The 17292-nt window shown below is 68.4% G+C and carries 13 protein-coding genes; 10 read left to right on the top strand and 3 right to left on the bottom strand.

Features of this window, described 5'->3' with window-relative positions:
- Nucleotides 1-230 precede the first annotated feature (230 nt).
- The 5 genes from GGR66_RS13860 (at nucleotide 231) to secF (ending at nucleotide 6931) form a co-directional block, all read left to right on the top strand.
- Nucleotides 231-2060, top strand: a complete 1830-nt coding sequence (locus tag GGR66_RS13860) for an ABC transporter ATP-binding protein (protein ID WP_184448620.1) — start codon at nucleotides 231-233, stop codon at nucleotides 2058-2060.
- A 162-nt stretch (nucleotides 2061-2222) separates the two neighbouring features.
- A complete protein-coding gene (gene tgt, locus GGR66_RS13855) occupies nucleotides 2223-3368 on the top strand; it encodes a tRNA guanosine(34) transglycosylase Tgt (protein ID WP_184448619.1) in 1146 nt (381 codons plus the stop codon).
- Between the two features lie 278 nt (nucleotides 3369-3646).
- On the top strand, nucleotides 3647-3991 hold the full coding sequence (gene yajC / locus GGR66_RS13850) for a preprotein translocase subunit YajC (protein ID WP_010343515.1): 345 nt from the start codon (nucleotides 3647-3649) through the stop codon (nucleotides 3989-3991).
- A 56-nt stretch (nucleotides 3992-4047) separates the two neighbouring features.
- Entirely contained in the window at nucleotides 4048-5892 is a 1845-nt protein-coding gene (gene secD / locus GGR66_RS13845; protein WP_160971009.1) for a protein translocase subunit SecD, read from the top strand.
- Nucleotides 5893-5965: 73 nt separating this feature from the next.
- Nucleotides 5966-6931, top strand: a complete 966-nt coding sequence (gene secF / locus GGR66_RS13840; RefSeq protein ID WP_160971007.1) for a protein translocase subunit SecF — start codon at nucleotides 5966-5968, stop codon at nucleotides 6929-6931.
- A gap of 303 nt (nucleotides 6932-7234) precedes the next feature.
- Here the strand turns inward: secF and GGR66_RS13835 are convergent, their stop codons facing one another.
- Nucleotides 7235-9382, bottom strand: a complete 2148-nt coding sequence (locus GGR66_RS13835; protein WP_184448618.1) for a methyl-accepting chemotaxis protein — start codon at nucleotides 9380-9382, stop codon at nucleotides 7235-7237.
- A 483-nt stretch (nucleotides 9383-9865) separates the two neighbouring features.
- Nucleotides 9866-10693, bottom strand: a complete 828-nt coding sequence (locus tag GGR66_RS13830) for an inositol monophosphatase family protein (RefSeq protein ID WP_160971003.1) — start codon at nucleotides 10691-10693, stop codon at nucleotides 9866-9868.
- A gap of 118 nt (nucleotides 10694-10811) precedes the next feature.
- Between GGR66_RS13830 and GGR66_RS13825 the strand changes: the two genes are divergently transcribed.
- From GGR66_RS13825 to GGR66_RS13815, 3 genes are all read left to right on the top strand, one after another.
- Nucleotides 10812-11570, top strand: a complete 759-nt coding sequence (locus GGR66_RS13825; RefSeq protein ID WP_160971001.1) for an RNA methyltransferase — start codon at nucleotides 10812-10814, stop codon at nucleotides 11568-11570.
- Nucleotides 11571-11748: 178 nt separating this feature from the next.
- Complete coding sequence (locus tag GGR66_RS13820; protein WP_160971011.1) at nucleotides 11749-12639, top strand: phosphate/phosphite/phosphonate ABC transporter substrate-binding protein; 891 nt, start codon at nucleotides 11749-11751, stop codon at nucleotides 12637-12639.
- Nucleotides 12636-14780, top strand: coding sequence for an EAL domain-containing protein (locus GGR66_RS13815; RefSeq protein ID WP_184448617.1), 2145 nt, complete (start codon nucleotides 12636-12638; stop codon nucleotides 14778-14780). The genes GGR66_RS13820 and GGR66_RS13815 overlap by 4 nt, the downstream gene beginning before the upstream one ends.
- A 61-nt stretch (nucleotides 14781-14841) precedes the next feature.
- Here the strand turns inward: GGR66_RS13815 and epmB are convergent, their stop codons facing one another.
- The gene (gene epmB, locus GGR66_RS13810) at nucleotides 14842-15876 is read right to left on the bottom strand and encodes an EF-P beta-lysylation protein EpmB (RefSeq protein ID WP_184448616.1); all 1035 of its coding nucleotides are present in this window, start codon (nucleotides 15874-15876) and stop codon (nucleotides 14842-14844) included.
- Between the two features lie 99 nt (nucleotides 15877-15975).
- On the opposite strand from epmB, the gene efp reads away from it, so the two are divergent.
- Nucleotides 15976-16542 carry an elongation factor P gene (gene efp / locus GGR66_RS13805; protein WP_184448615.1) on the top strand — a complete coding sequence of 189 codons (567 nt, stop codon included), beginning with the start codon at nucleotides 15976-15978 and terminating at the stop codon, nucleotides 16540-16542.
- Between the two features lie 127 nt (nucleotides 16543-16669).
- Complete coding sequence (locus GGR66_RS13800; RefSeq protein WP_326521012.1) at nucleotides 16670-17275, top strand: TMEM175 family protein; 606 nt, start codon at nucleotides 16670-16672, stop codon at nucleotides 17273-17275.
- Nucleotides 17276-17292: the final 17 nt, after the last annotated feature.

Below are 17292 nucleotides of genomic sequence, written 5' to 3'. Positions count from 1 at the left end.
TTCAGCCGCGACCAGGCGTTACCGATAACGCCTGGTCGTGGCTGAAGCCGCTCCTACAACAGAAAGCGATAGGCGCCATGCGGGCGGGAGGCCGCTCTTGCGAATCCCCAATCCCGACTCCCCAATTTCGGCTTCACCTCGAATCCCAAATCCCAAATCCCCATTCCCAGCGTCACAGGACGTGACGCCAGATACGCTACCCTGACGCCCCTTTTTAGCGTGGCGTCGCGATGTTCCGCTGGTTCGAGTCCCTGATCGAGGTCTTCCCGAAGGTCGAGACCCAGATGCCGCCGCGCGGGGTGGTGCGCTTCTATCTGCACTACCTGCGCCCGTTGTGGCCGCTGCTGCTGGCCACGGTGGTGGCGGGGTTGCTGCTGGCGCTGGTGGAAGTGGCGATGTTCGATTTCCTCGGCCGCATCGTCGACATGGTCGCCGAGCAGCCGGGGCCGGATTTCTTCCAGCGCCACGCCGGCGAACTGCTGTGGATGGCGCTGATCGTGCTGGTGGCGCGGCCGTTCTTCGTCGGCCTGCACAACCTGCTGGTGAACCAGGCGATCGTGCCCGGCCTGAGTAACCGCGCGCGCTGGTTGATGCACAACTACGTGGTGCGGCAGAGCCTGGGCTTCTTCCAGAACGACTTCGCCGGGCGCATCGCCAACCGGGTGATGCAGACCGGGACCTCGCTGCGCGAGTCGGCGGTGCAGATGGTCGATGCGCTCTGGTACATCCTGGTCTACACGACCAGCGCGCTGTGGCTGTTCGCCCAGGCCGACCCGTGGCTGATGGTGCCGCTGATCGCGTGGCTGCTGGTCTACGTGGGGTTGATGGTCTACTTCGTGCCGCGGATGAAACAGCGCGCCTGGATCGCCTCGGACGCGCGCTCCAAGGCGATGGGGCGCATCGTCGACGGCTACACCAACATCGCCACGCTCAAGTTGTTCTCGCATGCCGGGCGCGAGCAGGGCTATGTGCGCGAGGCGATCGACGAACTGGCGGTCAAGCATCGCCGGCAGACCCGCATGACCACGGCGATGGATACCGCCATCGCCATCGCCAACGGCTTCCTGATCGTCGGCACCTGCGGCCTGGCGCTGTGGCTGTGGAACCGCGGCCAGATCAGCGTGGGCGCGATCACTGTGGCCACCGGCCTGGTGATCCGCATCCACAACATGTCCGGCTGGATCATGTGGACGGTCAACGGCCTGTTCGAAGACATCGGCGCGGTGCAGGACGGCATGGAAACCATCGCGCAGCCGGCGCAGGTGCAGGATCGCGCCGACGCGGTGCCGCTGCGCGTGCAGCGCGGCGCGGTGCACTTCGAGCACATTCACTTCCACTACGGCAAGCGCGGCGGGGTCATCGCCGGGCTCGACCTACAGGTGCGCGCGGGTGAGAAGATCGGCCTGGTCGGCCCGTCCGGCGCCGGCAAGTCGACCTTGGTCAACGTGCTGCTGCGGCTGTACGACCTGGAGCAGGGCCGCATCCTGATCGACGGACAGGACATCGCCGGCGTCACCCAGGAGAGCCTGCGCCAGCAGATCGGCCTGGTCACCCAGGACACCTCGCTGCTGCATCGCTCGATCCGCGACAACCTGCTGTACGGCCGCCCCGACGCCAGCGAGGCGCAGTTGCACGCGGCGGTGGCGAAGGCGCGCGCGGCCGAGTTCATCGAGCAGTTGGTGGACGGCGAAGGCCTGCGCGGCTACGACGCGCAGGTCGGCGAGCGCGGGGTCAAGCTGTCAGGCGGCCAACGCCAGCGCATCGCCATCGCGCGCGTGCTGCTCAAGGACGCGCCGATCCTGATCTTGGACGAGGCCACCTCGGCGCTGGATTCGGAAGTGGAAGCGGCGATCCAGGACAGCCTGGACGAGCTGATGGCCGGCAAGACGGTGATCGCGATCGCCCACCGGCTCTCCACCATCGCGCGGATGGACCGTCTGGTGGTGATGGACCGCGGCGTCATCGTCGAGACCGGCACCCATGCCGAACTGGTCGCCCGTGGCGGCCTGTACGCGCGCCTGTGGGCGCGCCAGACCGGCGGCTTCGTCGCGGCGGAATAGGATTTCGCCGGACCTCGCCGCGCCCGGCGGTCGCGGCGCAACGACGCAGCGGGGCAGGGCAGCGGCACTGACGACGGTGGCCGGGACGCCGTGCTCCGCTCGGAGGCGGCGCCGGCCGCCCGGCAATGCGACAATGCGCGGCTTACCGATAGTCGCCAGACCATGTCCCGATTGCAGTTCGAGCTCCATACCACCGACGGCGCCGCGCGCCGCGGCCGCCTGACCTTCCCGCGCGGAACGGTCGAGACTCCCGCGTTCATGCCGGTGGGCACCTACGGCTCGGTCAAGGGCGTGCTGCCCGAGCAGATCAAGGCGCTGGGCGCGCAGATCATCCTCGGCAACACCTTCCACCTGTACCTGCGCCCGGGCCTGGACGTGATCGGCGATCACGGCGGCCTGCACGGCTTCGCCCGCTGGGACGGGCCGATCCTGACCGATTCCGGCGGCTTCCAGGTGTTTTCGCTGGCACACCGGCGCAAGATCAGCGAGCAGGGCGTCACCTTCGCCTCGCCGACCGACGGCGCCAAGGTGTTCCTGGGGCCGGAGGAGAGCATGCAGATCCAGCGGGTGCTCGATTCGGACATCGTGATGATCTTCGACGAGTGCACCCCGTATCCGGCCACCGAGGATGTGGCACGGCGTTCGATGGAGTTGAGCCTGCGCTGGGCGCAGCGCTCGCGCGACGCGCACGACGCACTGGGCAACGACGCGGCGCTGTTCGGCATCGTCCAGGGCGGCGTGCATGCGGACCTGCGCACGCGTTCGATCGAGGGATTGCAGGCGATCGGCTTCGACGGCTACGCGATCGGCGGCCTGGCGGTGGGCGAACCGGAGCACGAGCGCAACGCCATGCTCGAGCACCTGCATCCGCGGCTGCCGGGCGACCGCCCGCGCTACCTGATGGGCGTGGGACGCCCGGAGGACCTGGTCGAGGGCGTGGCCCGCGGCGTGGACATGTTCGACTGCGTGATGCCGACCCGCAATGCGCGCAACGGCCACTATTTCACCTCCTTCGGCACGGTGCGCATCCGCAACGCCCGCTACGAGCGCGACCTCGATCCGATCGAGCCGGGCTGCGGTTGCCATGCCTGCAGCAGCGGCTACACCCGCTCCTACCTGCGCCACCTGGACCGCTGCAACGAGATGCTGGCGCCGATGCTGGGCACCCTGCACAACCTCTGGTACTACCAGAAGCTGATGGCCGACATGCGCGCCGCGATCGCAGCGGGAACCTTTGCCCAGTTCCGGCGGTCCTTCTATGCGGCGCGCGGCGTGGAAGCAACCCCACTCCCAACGGAGCAGGGATAAGCCCCTCTCCCCCCGGGAGAGGGGTTGGGGTGAGGGTACGGGCGAAGCCTCGTGCAGTCGAACTGACACGTGGCTTCGCCCGCACCCTCATCCGCCGCTACGCGGCACCTTCCCCCGAGAAGGGGGCCATGGTCCCGCAGGGAGAAGGGAAGGGCGCCGCGGCGGTTCCGGAGGGTGAAGGAAGATCGTGGCATAATCGGCGGCTGCTTGCTGCCGCAAGGCAAACCAGCGGTCCGTGCCTCAGGGCGGCGGGCTGCCCAAACCATAGGACGTACCCGATGAATCCGCTCGATTTTCTTATTCCCGTCGCCCAGGCGCAGACCGCCGGCGGCACCGCCCCGGCCGGTGGCGGCCTGCAGATGTTCCTGCTGCCCATCATCCTGATCGCGGTGATGTATTTCGTGATGATCCGGCCGCAGATGAAGCGCCAGAAGGAACACAAGTCGATGCTGGACAAGCTCGGCCGTGGCGACGAGGTCATCACCTCCGGCGGCGTGGCCGGCGTGGTCACCGACATCGGCGACAACTTCATCACCATCGAAGTGGCCGACAACGTGCGCATCCGCGTGCAGAAGGGCGCCGTCGGCAATGTCCTGCCGAAGGGCACGCTGAAGTCCGCCTGATCCATTTCTCCTACTGCTAGGCGCGACGCCGGCGTGGCGTCGTGCGGGGTCCCGCAATGCTCGAGTTTCCGCGCTGGAAGTATGTCCTCATCCTGATCGTGCTGGCGTTGAGCGCTTTGTACGCGCTGCCCAACGTGTACCAGAAGGATCCGTCGGTCCAGATCACCGCCAGCCGCGGCGGCAAGATCGACGACGCCCTGCGCGAGCGGGTGCTCGCCGACCTGAAGACGGCCGGGATCACCCCGAAGCTGGTCGACAAGGAAGGCGATAGCCTGATGGTGCGCCTGCCGAACCTGCAGGCGCAGACCCGTGCCAACGACGTCCTGCGCCAGCAGGTGGGCGAGAACTACACGGTGGCGCTGAACCTGGCCTCGACCGTGCCGGACTGGCTGTCGCGGCTGGGCGGCAAGCCGATGGTGCTGGGCCTGGACCTGGTCGGCGGCGTGCACTTCGCCCTGCAGGTGGACCAGAAGGCGGCGCTGGAAAAGCGCCTCGATGCCTTCGCCGAGGACATCCGTACCACCTTGCGCGACGGCCGTCTGGCCTACCGTTCGGTCGAACGCCGTCCGGACAACAGCATCCAGGTCAGCCTGGGCGAGGGCGTGGACGCCAGCGCCGCGCGCGCCGCCATCGCCAAGGCGCAGCCGACCCTGAGCTACGCGGTGTCCGGGCAGACCATCACGGTCACCGTGCCGGAGGCGGAGCTGAAGCAGATCGCCGCCGGCGCCATCGAGCAGAACCTGACCACCCTGCGTAACCGCGTCAACCAGTTGGGCGTGGCCGAGCCGATCATCCAGCGCCAGGGCGACGACCGCATCGTGGTCGAGCTGCCGGGCGTGCAGGACACCGCCGAGGCCAAGCGCATGATCGGCGCCACCGCCACGCTGGAGTTCCGCGGCGTGGTCGACGGCAATGCCGAGGACGCGGTGCGCAGCGGCAACATCCCGCCCGACGCAAAGGTCTTCCGCCTGCGCGACAGCGGCGCCCCGGTGCTGCTGAGCAAGCGCGTGCTGGTGTCCGGCGACCAGATGGTCAACGCCACCGTCAGCACCGACCAGAACGGCATGCCGGCCGTGGCGGTGACGCTCAACAACGCCGCCGGCCAGCGCATGTTCGACTACACCAGCGCCAATACCGGCAAGCTGATGTCGGTGGTGTACATCGAGCGCATCCCCACCGTGACCATGGTCGATGGCAAGGAAGTGCGCAGCGTGCGCGTCAACGAGGAGGCGCTGGCGCCGACCCGTATCGCCGGCGTGTTCGGCAAGAACTTCCAGACCACCGGCCTGGAGAAGACCGAGGCGGAGAACCTGGCCAAGCTGCTGCGCGCCGGTTCGTTGGCCGCGCCGATGGACTTCGTCGAGGAATACGTGATCGGCCCGAGCCTGGGCGCGGAGAACGTGGAGCGCGGCGTCACCGCGGTGGTCTACGCGTTCCTGTTCACCCTGGTGTTCTTCAGCGTGTACTACCGCATGTTCGGCCTGATCACCTCGGTCGCGCTGCTGATGAACCTGCTGATCGTGGTCTCGGTGATGTCGCTGTTCGGCGCCACCATGACCTTGCCCGGCTTCGCCGGCCTGGCGCTGTCGGTGGGCCTGTCGGTGGACGCCAACGTGCTGATCAACGAGCGTATCCGCGAAGAGCTGCGCCTGGGCGTGCCGCCCAAGTCGGCGATCGCGGCCGGCTACGAGAAGGCCGGCGGCACCATCCTCGACGCCAACCTCACCGGCCTGATCGTCGGCGTGGCGCTGTACGCGTTCGGTACCGGCCCGCTGAAGGGCTTCGCGCTGACCATGATCATCGGCATCTTCGCCTCGATGTTCACCGCGATCACCGTGTCGCGCGCGCTGGCGGTGCTGATCTACGGCCGTCGCAAGAAGATCAAGTCCGTGGCCATCTGAGCCACGCACGCCACCTTCCGCACGTCCCCGCGCCAGCAGGCGCGGGGTCCAAAAAAACGCAGAGCGGTCTCCAATGAAAATCTTCCCGCTTCACCTGATCCCCAACGACACCAAGATCGACTTCATGCGCTGGCGGCACCCGACCCTGGTGCTGATGCTGGTGCTGGCGCTGGCCTCGTTCGCGGTGATCTTCGCCAAGGGCTTCAACTACGCGCTGGAGTTCACCGGCGGCGCGCTGGTGCAGACCAGCTTCCAGAAGCCGATCGACGTGGACCAGGTGCGCGAGCAGTTGGCCAAGGCCGGCTTCGAGAACGCGCAGGTGCAGAACGTCGGCAGCGGCAACGAGGTGGTGATCCGCCTGCAGCCGCAGGGCGAGCACAACAACGAGGACATCACCAAGAACCTCGCCGAGCAGGTGCGCAAGGCGGTGAGCACGCCGCAGAACCCGGCCACGGTCAAGCCGGGCGAGTTCGTCGGCCCGCAGGTCGGCAAGGACCTGGCGCTGAACGGCGTCTACGCCACCGTGTTCATGCTGGTCGGCTTCCTGATCTACATCGCCTTCCGCTTCGAGTGGAAGTTCGCGGTGGTGGCCAGCGTGACCGCGCTGTTCGACCTGCTGGTGACGGTGGCCTACGTGTCGGTCACCGGCCGCGAGTTCGATCTCACCGTGCTGGCCGGCCTGTTGTCGGTGATGGGCTTTGCGATCAACGACATCATCGTGGTGTTCGACCGTGTGCGCGAGAACTTCCGTAGCCTGCGCGTGGAGCCGATCGAAGTGCTGAACCGTTCGATCAACCAGACCCTGTCGCGTACGGTGATCACCGCGGTGATGTTCTTCCTGTCGGCGCTGGCGCTGTACCTGTACGGCGGCGAGTCGATGGAAGGCCTGGCGCTGACCCACATGATCGGCGCGGTGGTGGTGGTGGTGTCCTCGGTGATCGTGGCGGTGCCGCTGCTGTCGATCGGGCCGTTCCAGGTCACCAAGCAGGACCTGCTGCCGAAGTCGAAGGACGTCGAGGCGCTGGCGCGTAGGCCCTGAGGGGCCGGGATTGGGGATTCGGGAGTGGGGATTCGTGGAGCGGGTTCCTGATGCTGCCGAAGCTCTGGATGGAAAAAGCCGCGCGGATGCGCGGCTTTTTCTTTGTGTGGACGCTTGGATAGTCGAGTGGGCCAGCACGACACCCGCTTTGTTGTAGGAGCGGCTTCAGCCGGTAAGGCGTCGCGGCTGAAGCCGCTCCTACAGATGGGTCGGTCGGGTTGCAGCGCCTCCCGGTGTCGCGGGATGGGCCGTCGACGACGGCGCCATCCCTTCGCGGCGTCCCTGCCGCGCGGCGGGTCCGGACTAGGCTGCGTTGGCGGTGGCGCGGGCGACCAGGTGCGCCACCATCGGGTAGGTCTCGCTGCGCACCTGGAACTGGCCGACGATCTCCACCAGGTCGCCGGCCTGCTGTTCCATCGCGCGCGCCGCGGCGGTGGCTTCCTCGACAAGGGCGGCGTTCTGCTGGGTGGTCTCGTCCATCTGGGTGACGGTGTGGTTGACCTGTTCGATGCCGGCCGACTGTTCCTGCGAGGCCGCGGCGATCTCGCCCATGATGTCGGTGACGCGCTGCACCGAGGCCACGATGTCCTGCATCGTCGTGCCGGCCTGGGCGACCAGTGCCGAACCCGCGCTCACGCGCTCGACCGAGTCGTCGATCAGCGTCTTGATCTCCTTGGCCGCGCTGGCCGAACGCTGGGCGAGGGTGCGGACCTCGCTGGCGACCACGGCAAACCCGCGGCCCTGTTCGCCGGCGCGCGCGGCTTCGACCGCGGCGTTCAAGGCCAGGATGTTGGTCTGGAAGGCGATGCCGTCGATGACGCCGATGATGTCGGCGATCTTCTTGGAGGCCGCTTCGATGCCGTCCATGGTGGTGACGACCTGGCCGACCACCGTGCCGCCCTGCGAGGCCACCGAGGCGGCGCCGGCCGCCAGTTGGTTGGCCTGGCGCGCATGCTCGGCGTTCTGCTTCACCGTGGCGGTCAGTTCCTCCATCGAGGCGGCGGTTTCCTCCAGGCTCGCGGCCTGCTGCTCGGTCCGGCGCGACAGGTCGTCGTTGCCGCTGGCGATCTCGCCCGCGGCGGTGTCGATGCTGGCCGCGGCCTGCTGGATGCGGCCGACCATGTCGGTCAACTGCGCGACGGTGGCGTTGGCGTCGTCGCGCATCCGCGCGAACACGCCGTGGAAATCGCCCTGCATGGTCTGGGTCAGGTCGCCGGCGGCGATCGCGCGCAACAGCTGCGACAGCGCCGCGAGGTTGGTCTCGGTGCCGGTCATCATCGTGTTGAGATTGGCGACCATGCCGCGGAAGGCATGCTGGAAGCGCTGCTCCTCGCCGCGGCGGGAGAAGTCGCCCTGCGCGGCGGCGCGCACCAGCAGGTCGATCTCGTGGTTGATCGCGCCGAGGTTGCGCTTCACCTTGGCCATGGTGTCGGTCAGGATCGCCATCTCGCCCGGGAACTGTTCCAGATCGCGGCTGAGGTCGCCTTCGGCATACTCGCCCATCAACGTGATCAGCCGCTGCTTGACCGAAATATGGCTGTGCACCAACGCGTTGGTGTCGCGCACCATGCGCCCGTAGTCGCCGGGGAAGCGCGCCTCGTCCATGCGGAAGCTGATCTGGCCGGCGGCATGCTGCCGGGCCATCTCGGTCTGCGCCTGGATCACCGTGCGCAGTTCCTCCTGCATCTGCCGCATGTCGTTGAGCAGCGACGGCGCCTGTGTGCGCAGGCGCACGTCCTGCGACAGGTCGCCGCTGGCGATACGGCGCACCACGTCGGCCGCGTAGGCCGGCTCGCCGCCGAGCTGGCGCATCAGGCTGTTGCGGACCAGCAGGCCGAGCAGGATCGCGGCGACGATGCCGATCAGCATGCCGCCGATGCTGGTCCACTCGCCGGACTGCGCGCGTGCCTCGCTCTCGGCCTTGCGCACCTGCAGCAGCGCGCGTTCGGCGTCCTCGTACTGGCCGATCGTGTCGCGCAATCCGTCCATCTGCTGCTTGCCGACGGTTCGGAATGTGTCCAACTGGGCGTCGTCGCTGTCGGCGGCGGTGGCGCGCATGTGGTCCAGTGCCTTGCGCTTGGTCGCCATGAACTGCGCGTAGTCCTGCATCAGGGTTTGCAGGCGCGCTTGCTGTGCCGCATTGTCCGCGGTCAGCTGCTTGGATTCCTGCCACTGCGCGCGGAACTCGCGCTCGCCGAGTTCGAACGGCTCCAGATAGGACTTGTCGCGGGTCAGGGCGAAGCCGCGCGCGCCGCTCTCGATGTTGAGCAGGCTCACCAGCATGCGGTCGCCGAGGGTGATGACCTTGTACGTGTGCGCGTCCAGCGCCGCGGCGCTGGTGAACTTGCGGAAACCGATCAGGCTGGTGATGCCGACCAGCAATAACATGGCGATCACGCCGCAGAAGCCGATTGCCAGGCGTTTGGTGACGGTGAGATGATGGAAGGACACGCGAGATCTCCGAAAGATGCGAGAGAGCGGGCGCCACCGGCTCCATTGCCGCAGGGGCGGCAACGCAGTCGCGGATCAGCGGGGGAAGTTCGGGCAAAAGCCCGCATCTTTATCGGCCGCGTTCTTGGGATCTTTAGGGCTGTGTTCGCCGGTCGCATCGGGCGCATCGCACAGGCCATGGCAGCTGCACGCAGCGCCTCGCGTCGCCGTTTTCTACGCAAACCGCGATCAAGCACAGGTGAAGCGCGCGGCGTGCAATGCGTGAGCGTGGCGTGAGGCGCAGGCGCTGTGCCGCGTAACGAGCGCAAGCGGAAATCCTGGAAGTCCCATGTCCTCTCGCGATGCGAAAGCGGTGCGTGCAAGGCCCTCGCTGAGAGGCGTGAGCGCGCGGTGCGCGAATGCCGGGCACAAAAAAAGCCGCGCAAGAGCGCGGCTTTCTTTGTGCTGGAGTGTCGGCGCCGGCCAGTCGCCGGACGCGCCCGCTCAGAACTTCGCGTCGAACTCGCCGGCGTAGCCGGTGTTGACGATCAGCTTCTGCAGTGCATCGCCGACCTTGAGGTTGCCGGCGACCACCTGGAACTGCTGTGGGCCGCGGTCGTCGATGCGGCCCAGGGTGCCGCCCTTGAAGTCGGTGACGCGGCCGCCGGCCTCGCGTACCAGCAGCACGCCGGCCGCGATGTCCCAGGCCTTCACCCCCGCTTCGAAGTAGGCGTCGCTGCGGCCGCAGGCGACATAGGCCAGGTCCAGCGCCGCCGAGCCGGTGCGGCGGATGTCCTCGGCCTGCACCAGCAACGCGTCCACGCACTTGAGCTGGGCGCTGGCGTGCTTGCGCTCGCGCGGTGCGAAGCCCGTGTGGACCATGGCGCCGTTGAGTTCCTTGCGCTCGCTGACACGGATGCGGCGGTCGTTGAGCACGGCGCCGTTGCCGCGGCTGGCGGTGAACAGTTCGTTGCGCAACGGATCGAAGATCACCGCGTCGATCGGCTCGCCGTTCTCGACCAGGGCGATCGACACGCAGTAGTGCGGGAAGCCGCGCAGGTAGTTGCTGGTGCCGTCGAGCGGATCGATCACCCACATGTAGCGCCCGCCGCCCTGCACGCCGCCTTCCTCGCCCATCACGCCGTAGTCGGGGTAGGCGCGGCGCAGCTCCTTGACGATCACTTTCTCCGCATCGGCATCGACTTCGCTGGCGTAGTCCATGCGGTCCTTCTGCACCACGTTCAGTGCTTCCAGGCGGTTGATGTGGCGCAACAGGACGTTGCCGGCGAGGCGGGCAGCCTTGACCATGACGGTGACGGCGGGTTTTTGCATGGCAACGGCTCCCGAGAAGGCGGAGGTGGGTCTGGAGGAGGAAAAGAGCAGTCCGGCGCCAAGGCCGGCCGCACAGTTTACCATCTACGCCCCCGTTCGCTTCGCCTGCCGTGCCGCCATGACCGATTCTCTCCGTATCCGCTTCGTCCTGGTCGGAACCCAGCATCCCGGCAACATCGGTGCGGCGGCGCGCGCGATGAAGACCATGGGGCTGTCGCGGCTGGTACTGGTGGCGCCGGAATGCGAGCTGGATACCGAGGCGTACCGGCGTTCTGCCGGTGCCGAGGACCTGCTGCAGCAGGCGCCGGTGCTGCCCGCGCTGGCCGACGCGGTGGCCGATTGCCGGCTGGTGCTGGGCTGCACCGCGCGCAGCCGCCGCGTGTCGCTGGAGGAACTGCTGCCGGCCGATGCCGCGCAGCGCCTGACCGCCACCAGCGCCGAGCCTGCGGAAGTGGCGCTGGTGTTCGGCCGCGAGCGTACCGGCCTGACCAACGAGGAACTGCAGCTGTGCCACGCGGCGGTGCACATTCCCTCCGATCCGGCGTTCAGTTCGCTCAATCTGGCCGCGGCGGTGCAGGTGCTGGCCTACGAGGTGCGCCTGGCGCAGCTGCGCAGTGCCGCCCCTGCGCCCGCGCCGGCGCCGGGCTTTCGCGAGGCGCCGGCCAGCCACGCGCAGGTGGAAGGGCTGTTCGGGCAGTTGGCCGAGACCCTGGACGACATCGACTTCCACAAGGGACGCGCCCCGGATTCGGCGATGCGCAAGCTGCGCCGGCTGTTCCTGCGCACCGAGCTGACCGAGCAGGAAGTGCGCCTGTTGCGCGGCGTGCTGTCCGATGCGCAGCGCATGGCGCGGCTCGCCGGACAGGCGGGAAACTGAGGCCGGACAAGGCGCGAAGGCATCCTTCGCGGCGCGCGCGGTGACGCGCGTGTCGGGGGCGAACAGCATGCGCGGCTGGCGCCATTCTGTGACGCTGTCACCGGCATGCGCTTTCGGCTAGGCTTTGCAAGGTCTACTTGGGGATCGTGGTTTGTCCAGTTCGCGTTGGCGGGTGGTCGTGGTGTGGCTGGCGCTGGCGATCTGCTGGCCCGCGTCCGTGCACGCGCGGCCCTCGGTCCTGGTGCTTGGGCGCATCAGCGACAATCCCAAGGCCCATTACGAGCAACTCAAGCCGCTGCTGGACTACGTGGTGCCGCGCATGCGCGAAGTCGGCATCACCTCCGGGCAGATCCTGATGGCCCGCGACAGCCAGCAGATGAGCAGTTACCTGCGCCGTGGTCGGATCGACTGGGTCACCGAGACCGCCGCCACCGCGATGGCGCTGGAACAGCGCGGCGGCGCCAAGCCGCTGCTGCTGACCGAGCGCAACGGCGTGCGCCAGTACCACACGGTGTTCTTCGTGCGCCGCGACGGGCCGGTGCACGACCTGGCGGATCTGCAGGGGCGGACCCTGGCGCTGCAAAGCCCGCTGTCCACCAGCGCCTACATGGTGCCGATGATGACGCTGTTCGAGCACGGCCTGCATCCGGAGATCCTGCTGTCCAGCAAGGACCAGCCCTCGGCGGAGACGGTCGGCTACGTGTTCGCGCGCTCGGAACTCAACATCGCCGCCTTCGTGCACAAGCACCTGGTGGATGCCGGGGCGTTCAGCAATCTCGACTGGGACGACGAGCGCCGCATCCCGCCGGCATTCCGCCGCGACTTCCGGGTGATCTACCGCAGCGAGCCGTATCCGCGCGCGATCGAAATGGTCCGCAGCGACCTGCCGACCGAGGTGGAGACGCGCTTGCGCGAGGTCCTGCTGCATGCCGCCGACGATCCGCAGGGGCGCGCGGCGCTGCGCCAGTTCTTCGGTACCTCCGGCTTCTACCCGATCGATCCGGCCTCGCAGAAGCGCCTGGACACCCTGCGCGCCGGCGTGGCGCGGGTGAGGGCGGAAGTGGAATGAAGACCATGCGTTTCGGGTTGCAGGCCAGGTTCCTGCTGGCCATGGGCGTGGCTGCGCTGTTGGTGATGGCGATCCTGGCCCTGCTGCTGGAGCGCCAGGCGGCGATGCAGCGCGAGGTGCGCACGCTCAGCGGCAATGCCATCCACAGCCTGTTCGACAGCAGCATGCGCACCCGCGGCGAGTCGCTGGCGCGGCAACTGGCCGACTCGCTGGCCAACCCGGTGTACTACTCCGACCTGGATGCGATCGGCACGCAGGTGCGCGGGGCGCTGGGCTATGTGGCAGTGGCCTATGTGCTGGTCTACGACGCCGATGGGCGGCTGATCCACGACGGCAGCGAGGACCTGCTCGGCTATGGCCAGCGCATGCGCGGGACGATGGCCGACGCCGCGATCCGCTCCCGCGGCCTGCTGGCGCAGGAGTCGCCGGAGTTCCTCGACGTGTCGATGCCGATCATGGTCGGCGACCAGCGGGTGGGCGGGGTGCGGGTGGGCATGTCCTGGGCGCGCGCGCAGGAGTACGAGCGCAAGGCCGGGCAGAACCTCGACCAGCGCCTGGGCGCACTGGGCAAGCGCCATCTCGGCTGGCTGCTGCTGTTGCTGGCCGCGCTGGGCCTGACCGCGGCGATGGTGACGGTCTACGTGCAGCGCACCCTGGTGGCGCCGCTGCGCTGGATGGCCGCGGCCGCGCGCCAGATCGAGGCCGGCAACTACGCGGTGGAACGCCGCGACAGCGGCCGTCACGACGAGGTCAGCGAATTGCTGCGCGCGTTCGGGCGCATGAGCGAGGCGATCGCCCGGCACGACCGCGACGTGCGCCACATGGCCTACACCGATGCGTTGACCGGGCTGACCAACCGGCTCGCGTTCCGCGAGGCGCTGGACCATCGCATGCTGTCGGCACGGGCCTCGCAGCGCCGGCTGGCGCTGCTGTTCGCCGACATCGACGATTTCAAGCGGATCAACGACACCCTGGGCCACGAGGCCGGCGACGAAGCGCTGCTGCAGTTCGCGCGGCGCATCCAGCTGGCGGTGGAGCAGTTGGGCGGCGACGACGCGCTGCTGGCGCGCTTCGGCGGCGACGAGTTCGTGATCCTGGTGGAGGACCCGCAGGCGGCCAAGGTCGCCACGGCGCTGGCGCAGCGGCTGGTGCAGGAACTGCGCGAGCCGCTGCGGATCCAGGGCCGCGAGGTGTTCATGGGCACCTCGATCGGCATCACCGTCTACCCCGGCGATGCCGAGGACGCGTCGGCGCTGCTGAAGAACGGCGACATCGCCATGTACCAGGCCAAGCTGGCCGGCAAGAACTGCCACCGCTTCTACAGCCGCGCCATGGACTATGCGGTGGAGCGGCGCGTGCACATGGAGCACGAACTGCGCGGCGCCTGGGAACGCGACGAACTGAAGCTGGCCTACCAGCCGATCTTCCGCACCCAGGACCGGCGCATGGTCGGCGTGGAAGTGCTGTTGCGCTGGCAGCATCCGGCGATGGGCACGATCTCGCCGACGGTGTTCATCGACGTGGCCGAGCAGAGCGGGCTGATCGAGAGCATCGGCCCCAAGGTGCTGCGTGCGGCCTGCAGCGAGGCCACCCAGTGGCGGCGCGCCGACGGCAGCCGCGACCTGTTCGTCTCGGTCAACGTCTCGCCGCGGCAGTTGCGCAGCGGCGACCTGCCGGAAGTGGTGGCCGATTGCCTGCGCGAGTCAGGGTTGCCGGCGGCGCAACTGCACCTGGAGCTGACCGAGACCGCGGTGATCGGCGACGAACTGCAGGCGGCGAGCATGCTGGCGCGGTTGCACCGCACCGGGGTCAAGGTGTGGCTGGACGACTTCGGCACCGGCTTCTCCGGCCTGAGCCACCTGCGCCAGGTGCCGGTGGACGGGGTCAAGATCGACAAGAGTTTCGTCGCCGACCTGCAGCGCGACCCGGACGATCTGGCGCTGACCACGGCGATCATCGCGATGGCGCATTCGCTGGACATCACCGTGGTCGCCGAAGGCATCGAGCAGGAGACCCAGTTCGAACTGCTGCGCGAGCGCGGCTGCGAACTGGGGCAGGGTTTCTGGCTCAGCCGTCCGCTCAGCGCGGAGGAATTCCGCCAGTTGCTGGCCAACGAGGACGCGCCGCCCGCCGGTGCCTGAGCGCGGGCGCAGTATCGCGGCTAGCCCGGCGCTCTGCCTGCGGCGATCGCCGCCAGACGGGTCAGGGCGTCAGCGCGCGCTTGCCGCTGTCGCCGGGGATCTCGCGTACCAGCTTCGGCACGAGATAACCGGACAGGCGCGCGGCCAGGGCCTGGTGCAGGGCCAGGGCGCGGGCATCGTCCACTTCGAAATGGGCCACGCCCTGCACCCGGTCCAACTGGTGCAGGTAGTAGGGCAGCACGCCAGCGGCGAAGCTGCGCTCGCTCAGCGCGGCCAGCGCCTCGACGCTGTCGTTGACACCGCGCAGCAGCACCGCCTGGTTGAGCAGGCGCGCGCCGGCATCGCGCAGGCGCGCCAGCGCGGCATCGACGCCGGCATCGAACTCGTTGGCGTGGTTGGCGTGGATCACGAACGCCAGCGGCCACGGCAGCGCGCGCAGCCAGGCCAGCAACGGCGCATCGACGCGCTCGGGCAGCACCACCGGCAGGCGGCTGTGGATGCGCAGGCGCTTGAGCTGCGGCAGCGTCGCCAGCGCCTCGGTGAGTTCGACCAGTTTGGGTGTGGCCAGCGACAACGGATCGCCGCCGGACAGGATCACTTCCTCGATGCTGGGGTCGGCGGCGATCGCCGCCACCGCCGTGCGCCAGCCGTCGCGCGCCGCGGTCTCGTCGGCATAGGGGAAATGCCGGCGGAAGCAGTAGCGGCAGTGCACCGCGCAACTGCCGGTGCCCACCAGCAGGGCGCGGCCGCGGTATTTGTGGATCACCCCGTCGGCTTTTTTGGCCGCGGCGTCGCCGACCGCATCCAGGGCGAAGCCGGCAACCACGCGCTGCTCGTCGTCGATCGGCAGCACCTGGCGCAGCAGCGGGTCGTGCGGATCGCCCGGGCGCATGCGCGCGACGAAGCTGCGCGGCACGCGCAGCGCGAACTGCGTCGCAGCCTGTTCGGAGACGCCCATTGCCTGCGGGTCCAGCCCGAGCAATGCCAGCAGTTCGTGCGGATCGCGCACGGCGTCGCGCCAGGCCTGCTGCCAGCGCGGCGGCGCGGCGGGCAGGGGCGGGGACGGCTGCATCGGGCGGGGGGCTGCGGTTATCATAGGCGGTCATCACACGAGCGCCCGCCGTTGCGGCGGGGCTTCCATTCTATCCGGCCGGCCGCCGAACGCGGCGGGTTTGCCTTACCCAAGGAGTTTCAGATGGCCAGCTACGGCATGAACGACGTCAAGAACGGGATGAAGATCCTGGTCAACAGCGAGCCTGCGATCATCACCGATACCGAATACGTCAAGCCCGGCAAGGGCCAGGCGTTCACCCGCATCAAGTACCGCTTCATCAAGTCCGGGCGCGTGGTCGAAATGACCATGAAGGCGACCGACAGCGTGGAAGCGGCCGACGTGGTCGATACCGACATGCAGTATCTGTACAGCGACGGCGAGTACTGGCACTTCATGCAGCAGGAAACCTTCGAGCAGGTGCAGGCCGACAAGGCCGGCGTCGGCGACGCCGCCAAGTGGATCAAGGGCGAGGAAGATTGCGTGGTGACGCTGTGGAACGGCACGCCGATCCAGGTCACCCCGCCGAACTTCGTCGAACTGAAGATCGTGGAGACCGACCCGGGCGTGCGTGGCGACACCTCCGGCGGCGGCGGCAAGCCGGCCACCCTGGAGACCGGCGCGGTGGTGCGCGTGCCGCTGTTCGTCGGCCAGGAAGAAGTGATCCGCGTCGATACGCGTTCGGGCGAATACGTCTCGCGCGTCAAGTAATACGTCGACACGCCCGCGGCCGCAGCCGGTCGTGGGCGTGCGCACGCGCTGGCTGCGGCGGCCAGGCAGCGCCATGCGCCGGATCGCCGCGCGGCGGTGATGGACCACCTCGCTCCCAGGACACCCCGTGACGACCAGCCACGCCGATAGCGCCGACAGCAAGTATCCGCACGACCGTGTCGTGTTCTTCAGCGATGCGGTCTTCGCCATCGCCATCACCTTGCTGGCGGTGGAAATCAAGGTGCCCGGGCATGCCGAGGTCGCGGCCGCCGGCGGCATCCTCGCCGCGCTGCGCCGGATGCTGCCGCTGTTCATCGGCTTCGCGGTGAGCTTCCTGGTCACCGCGCTGTTCTGGAAGTCGCACCTGCAGCTGTGCCGGCACATCCGCCAGTTCGACGACCGGCTGATCTGGCTCAACGTGCTGCAGCTGCTGCTGATCGGCCTGCTGCCGTTCTCCACCGCGCTGTATTCGGACTATTTCGGCAACCACGAGGCGTTCGCGGTGTACTGCGCGCATCTGGCCGCGATCGGCCTGGCCGGCTACTGGCTGCATGCCTATGCGGTGCGCAAGGAAGGCCTGGCGCAGCGGCTGGGTCCGCTGCAGACGCAGGCGATGAAACTGCGGGCGGCGGTCTCGCCGGTGGTGTTCGCGTTGTGCATCCCGTGGGCATGGTGGCACCCTGGCTGGGCCGCTTCGGCTTCCTGGCAATCTTCCTGCTGCAGTGGGCGGTGATGCGCCTGTACCAGCGG

The organism is Xanthomonas sp. 3498 (genome assembly GCF_014199795.1).
GTDB lineage: Bacteria > Pseudomonadota > Gammaproteobacteria > Xanthomonadales > Xanthomonadaceae > Xanthomonas_A > Xanthomonas_A rydalmerensis.
The sequence above is the reverse complement of the archived record's forward strand: the minus strand, read 5'-3'. Positions and strand labels throughout refer to the sequence as shown.

Excerpts from the sequence above, each read along its gene's own strand:
- GGR66_RS13860 (WP_184448620.1), top strand. The coding sequence starts at position 231 with ATGTTCCGCTGGTTCGAGTCCCTGATCGAGGTCTTCCCGAAGGTCGAG.
- tgt (WP_184448619.1), top strand. The coding sequence starts at position 2,223 with ATGTCCCGATTGCAGTTCGAGCTCCATACCACCGACGGCGCCGCGCGC.
- yajC (WP_010343515.1), top strand. The coding sequence starts at position 3,647 with ATGAATCCGCTCGATTTTCTTATTCCCGTCGCCCAGGCGCAGACCGCC.
- secD (WP_160971009.1), top strand. The coding sequence starts at position 4,048 with ATGCTCGAGTTTCCGCGCTGGAAGTATGTCCTCATCCTGATCGTGCTG.
- secF (WP_160971007.1), top strand. The coding sequence starts at position 5,966 with ATGAAAATCTTCCCGCTTCACCTGATCCCCAACGACACCAAGATCGAC.
- GGR66_RS13830 (WP_160971003.1), bottom strand. The coding sequence starts at position 10,693 with ATGCAAAAACCCGCCGTCACCGTCATGGTCAAGGCTGCCCGCCTCGCC.
- GGR66_RS13825 (WP_160971001.1), top strand. The coding sequence starts at position 10,812 with ATGACCGATTCTCTCCGTATCCGCTTCGTCCTGGTCGGAACCCAGCAT.
- GGR66_RS13815 (WP_184448617.1), top strand. The coding sequence starts at position 12,636 with ATGAAGACCATGCGTTTCGGGTTGCAGGCCAGGTTCCTGCTGGCCATG.
- epmB (WP_184448616.1), bottom strand. The coding sequence starts at position 15,876 with ATGATAACCGCAGCCCCCCGCCCGATGCAGCCGTCCCCGCCCCTGCCC.
- efp (WP_184448615.1), top strand. The coding sequence starts at position 15,976 with ATGGCCAGCTACGGCATGAACGACGTCAAGAACGGGATGAAGATCCTG.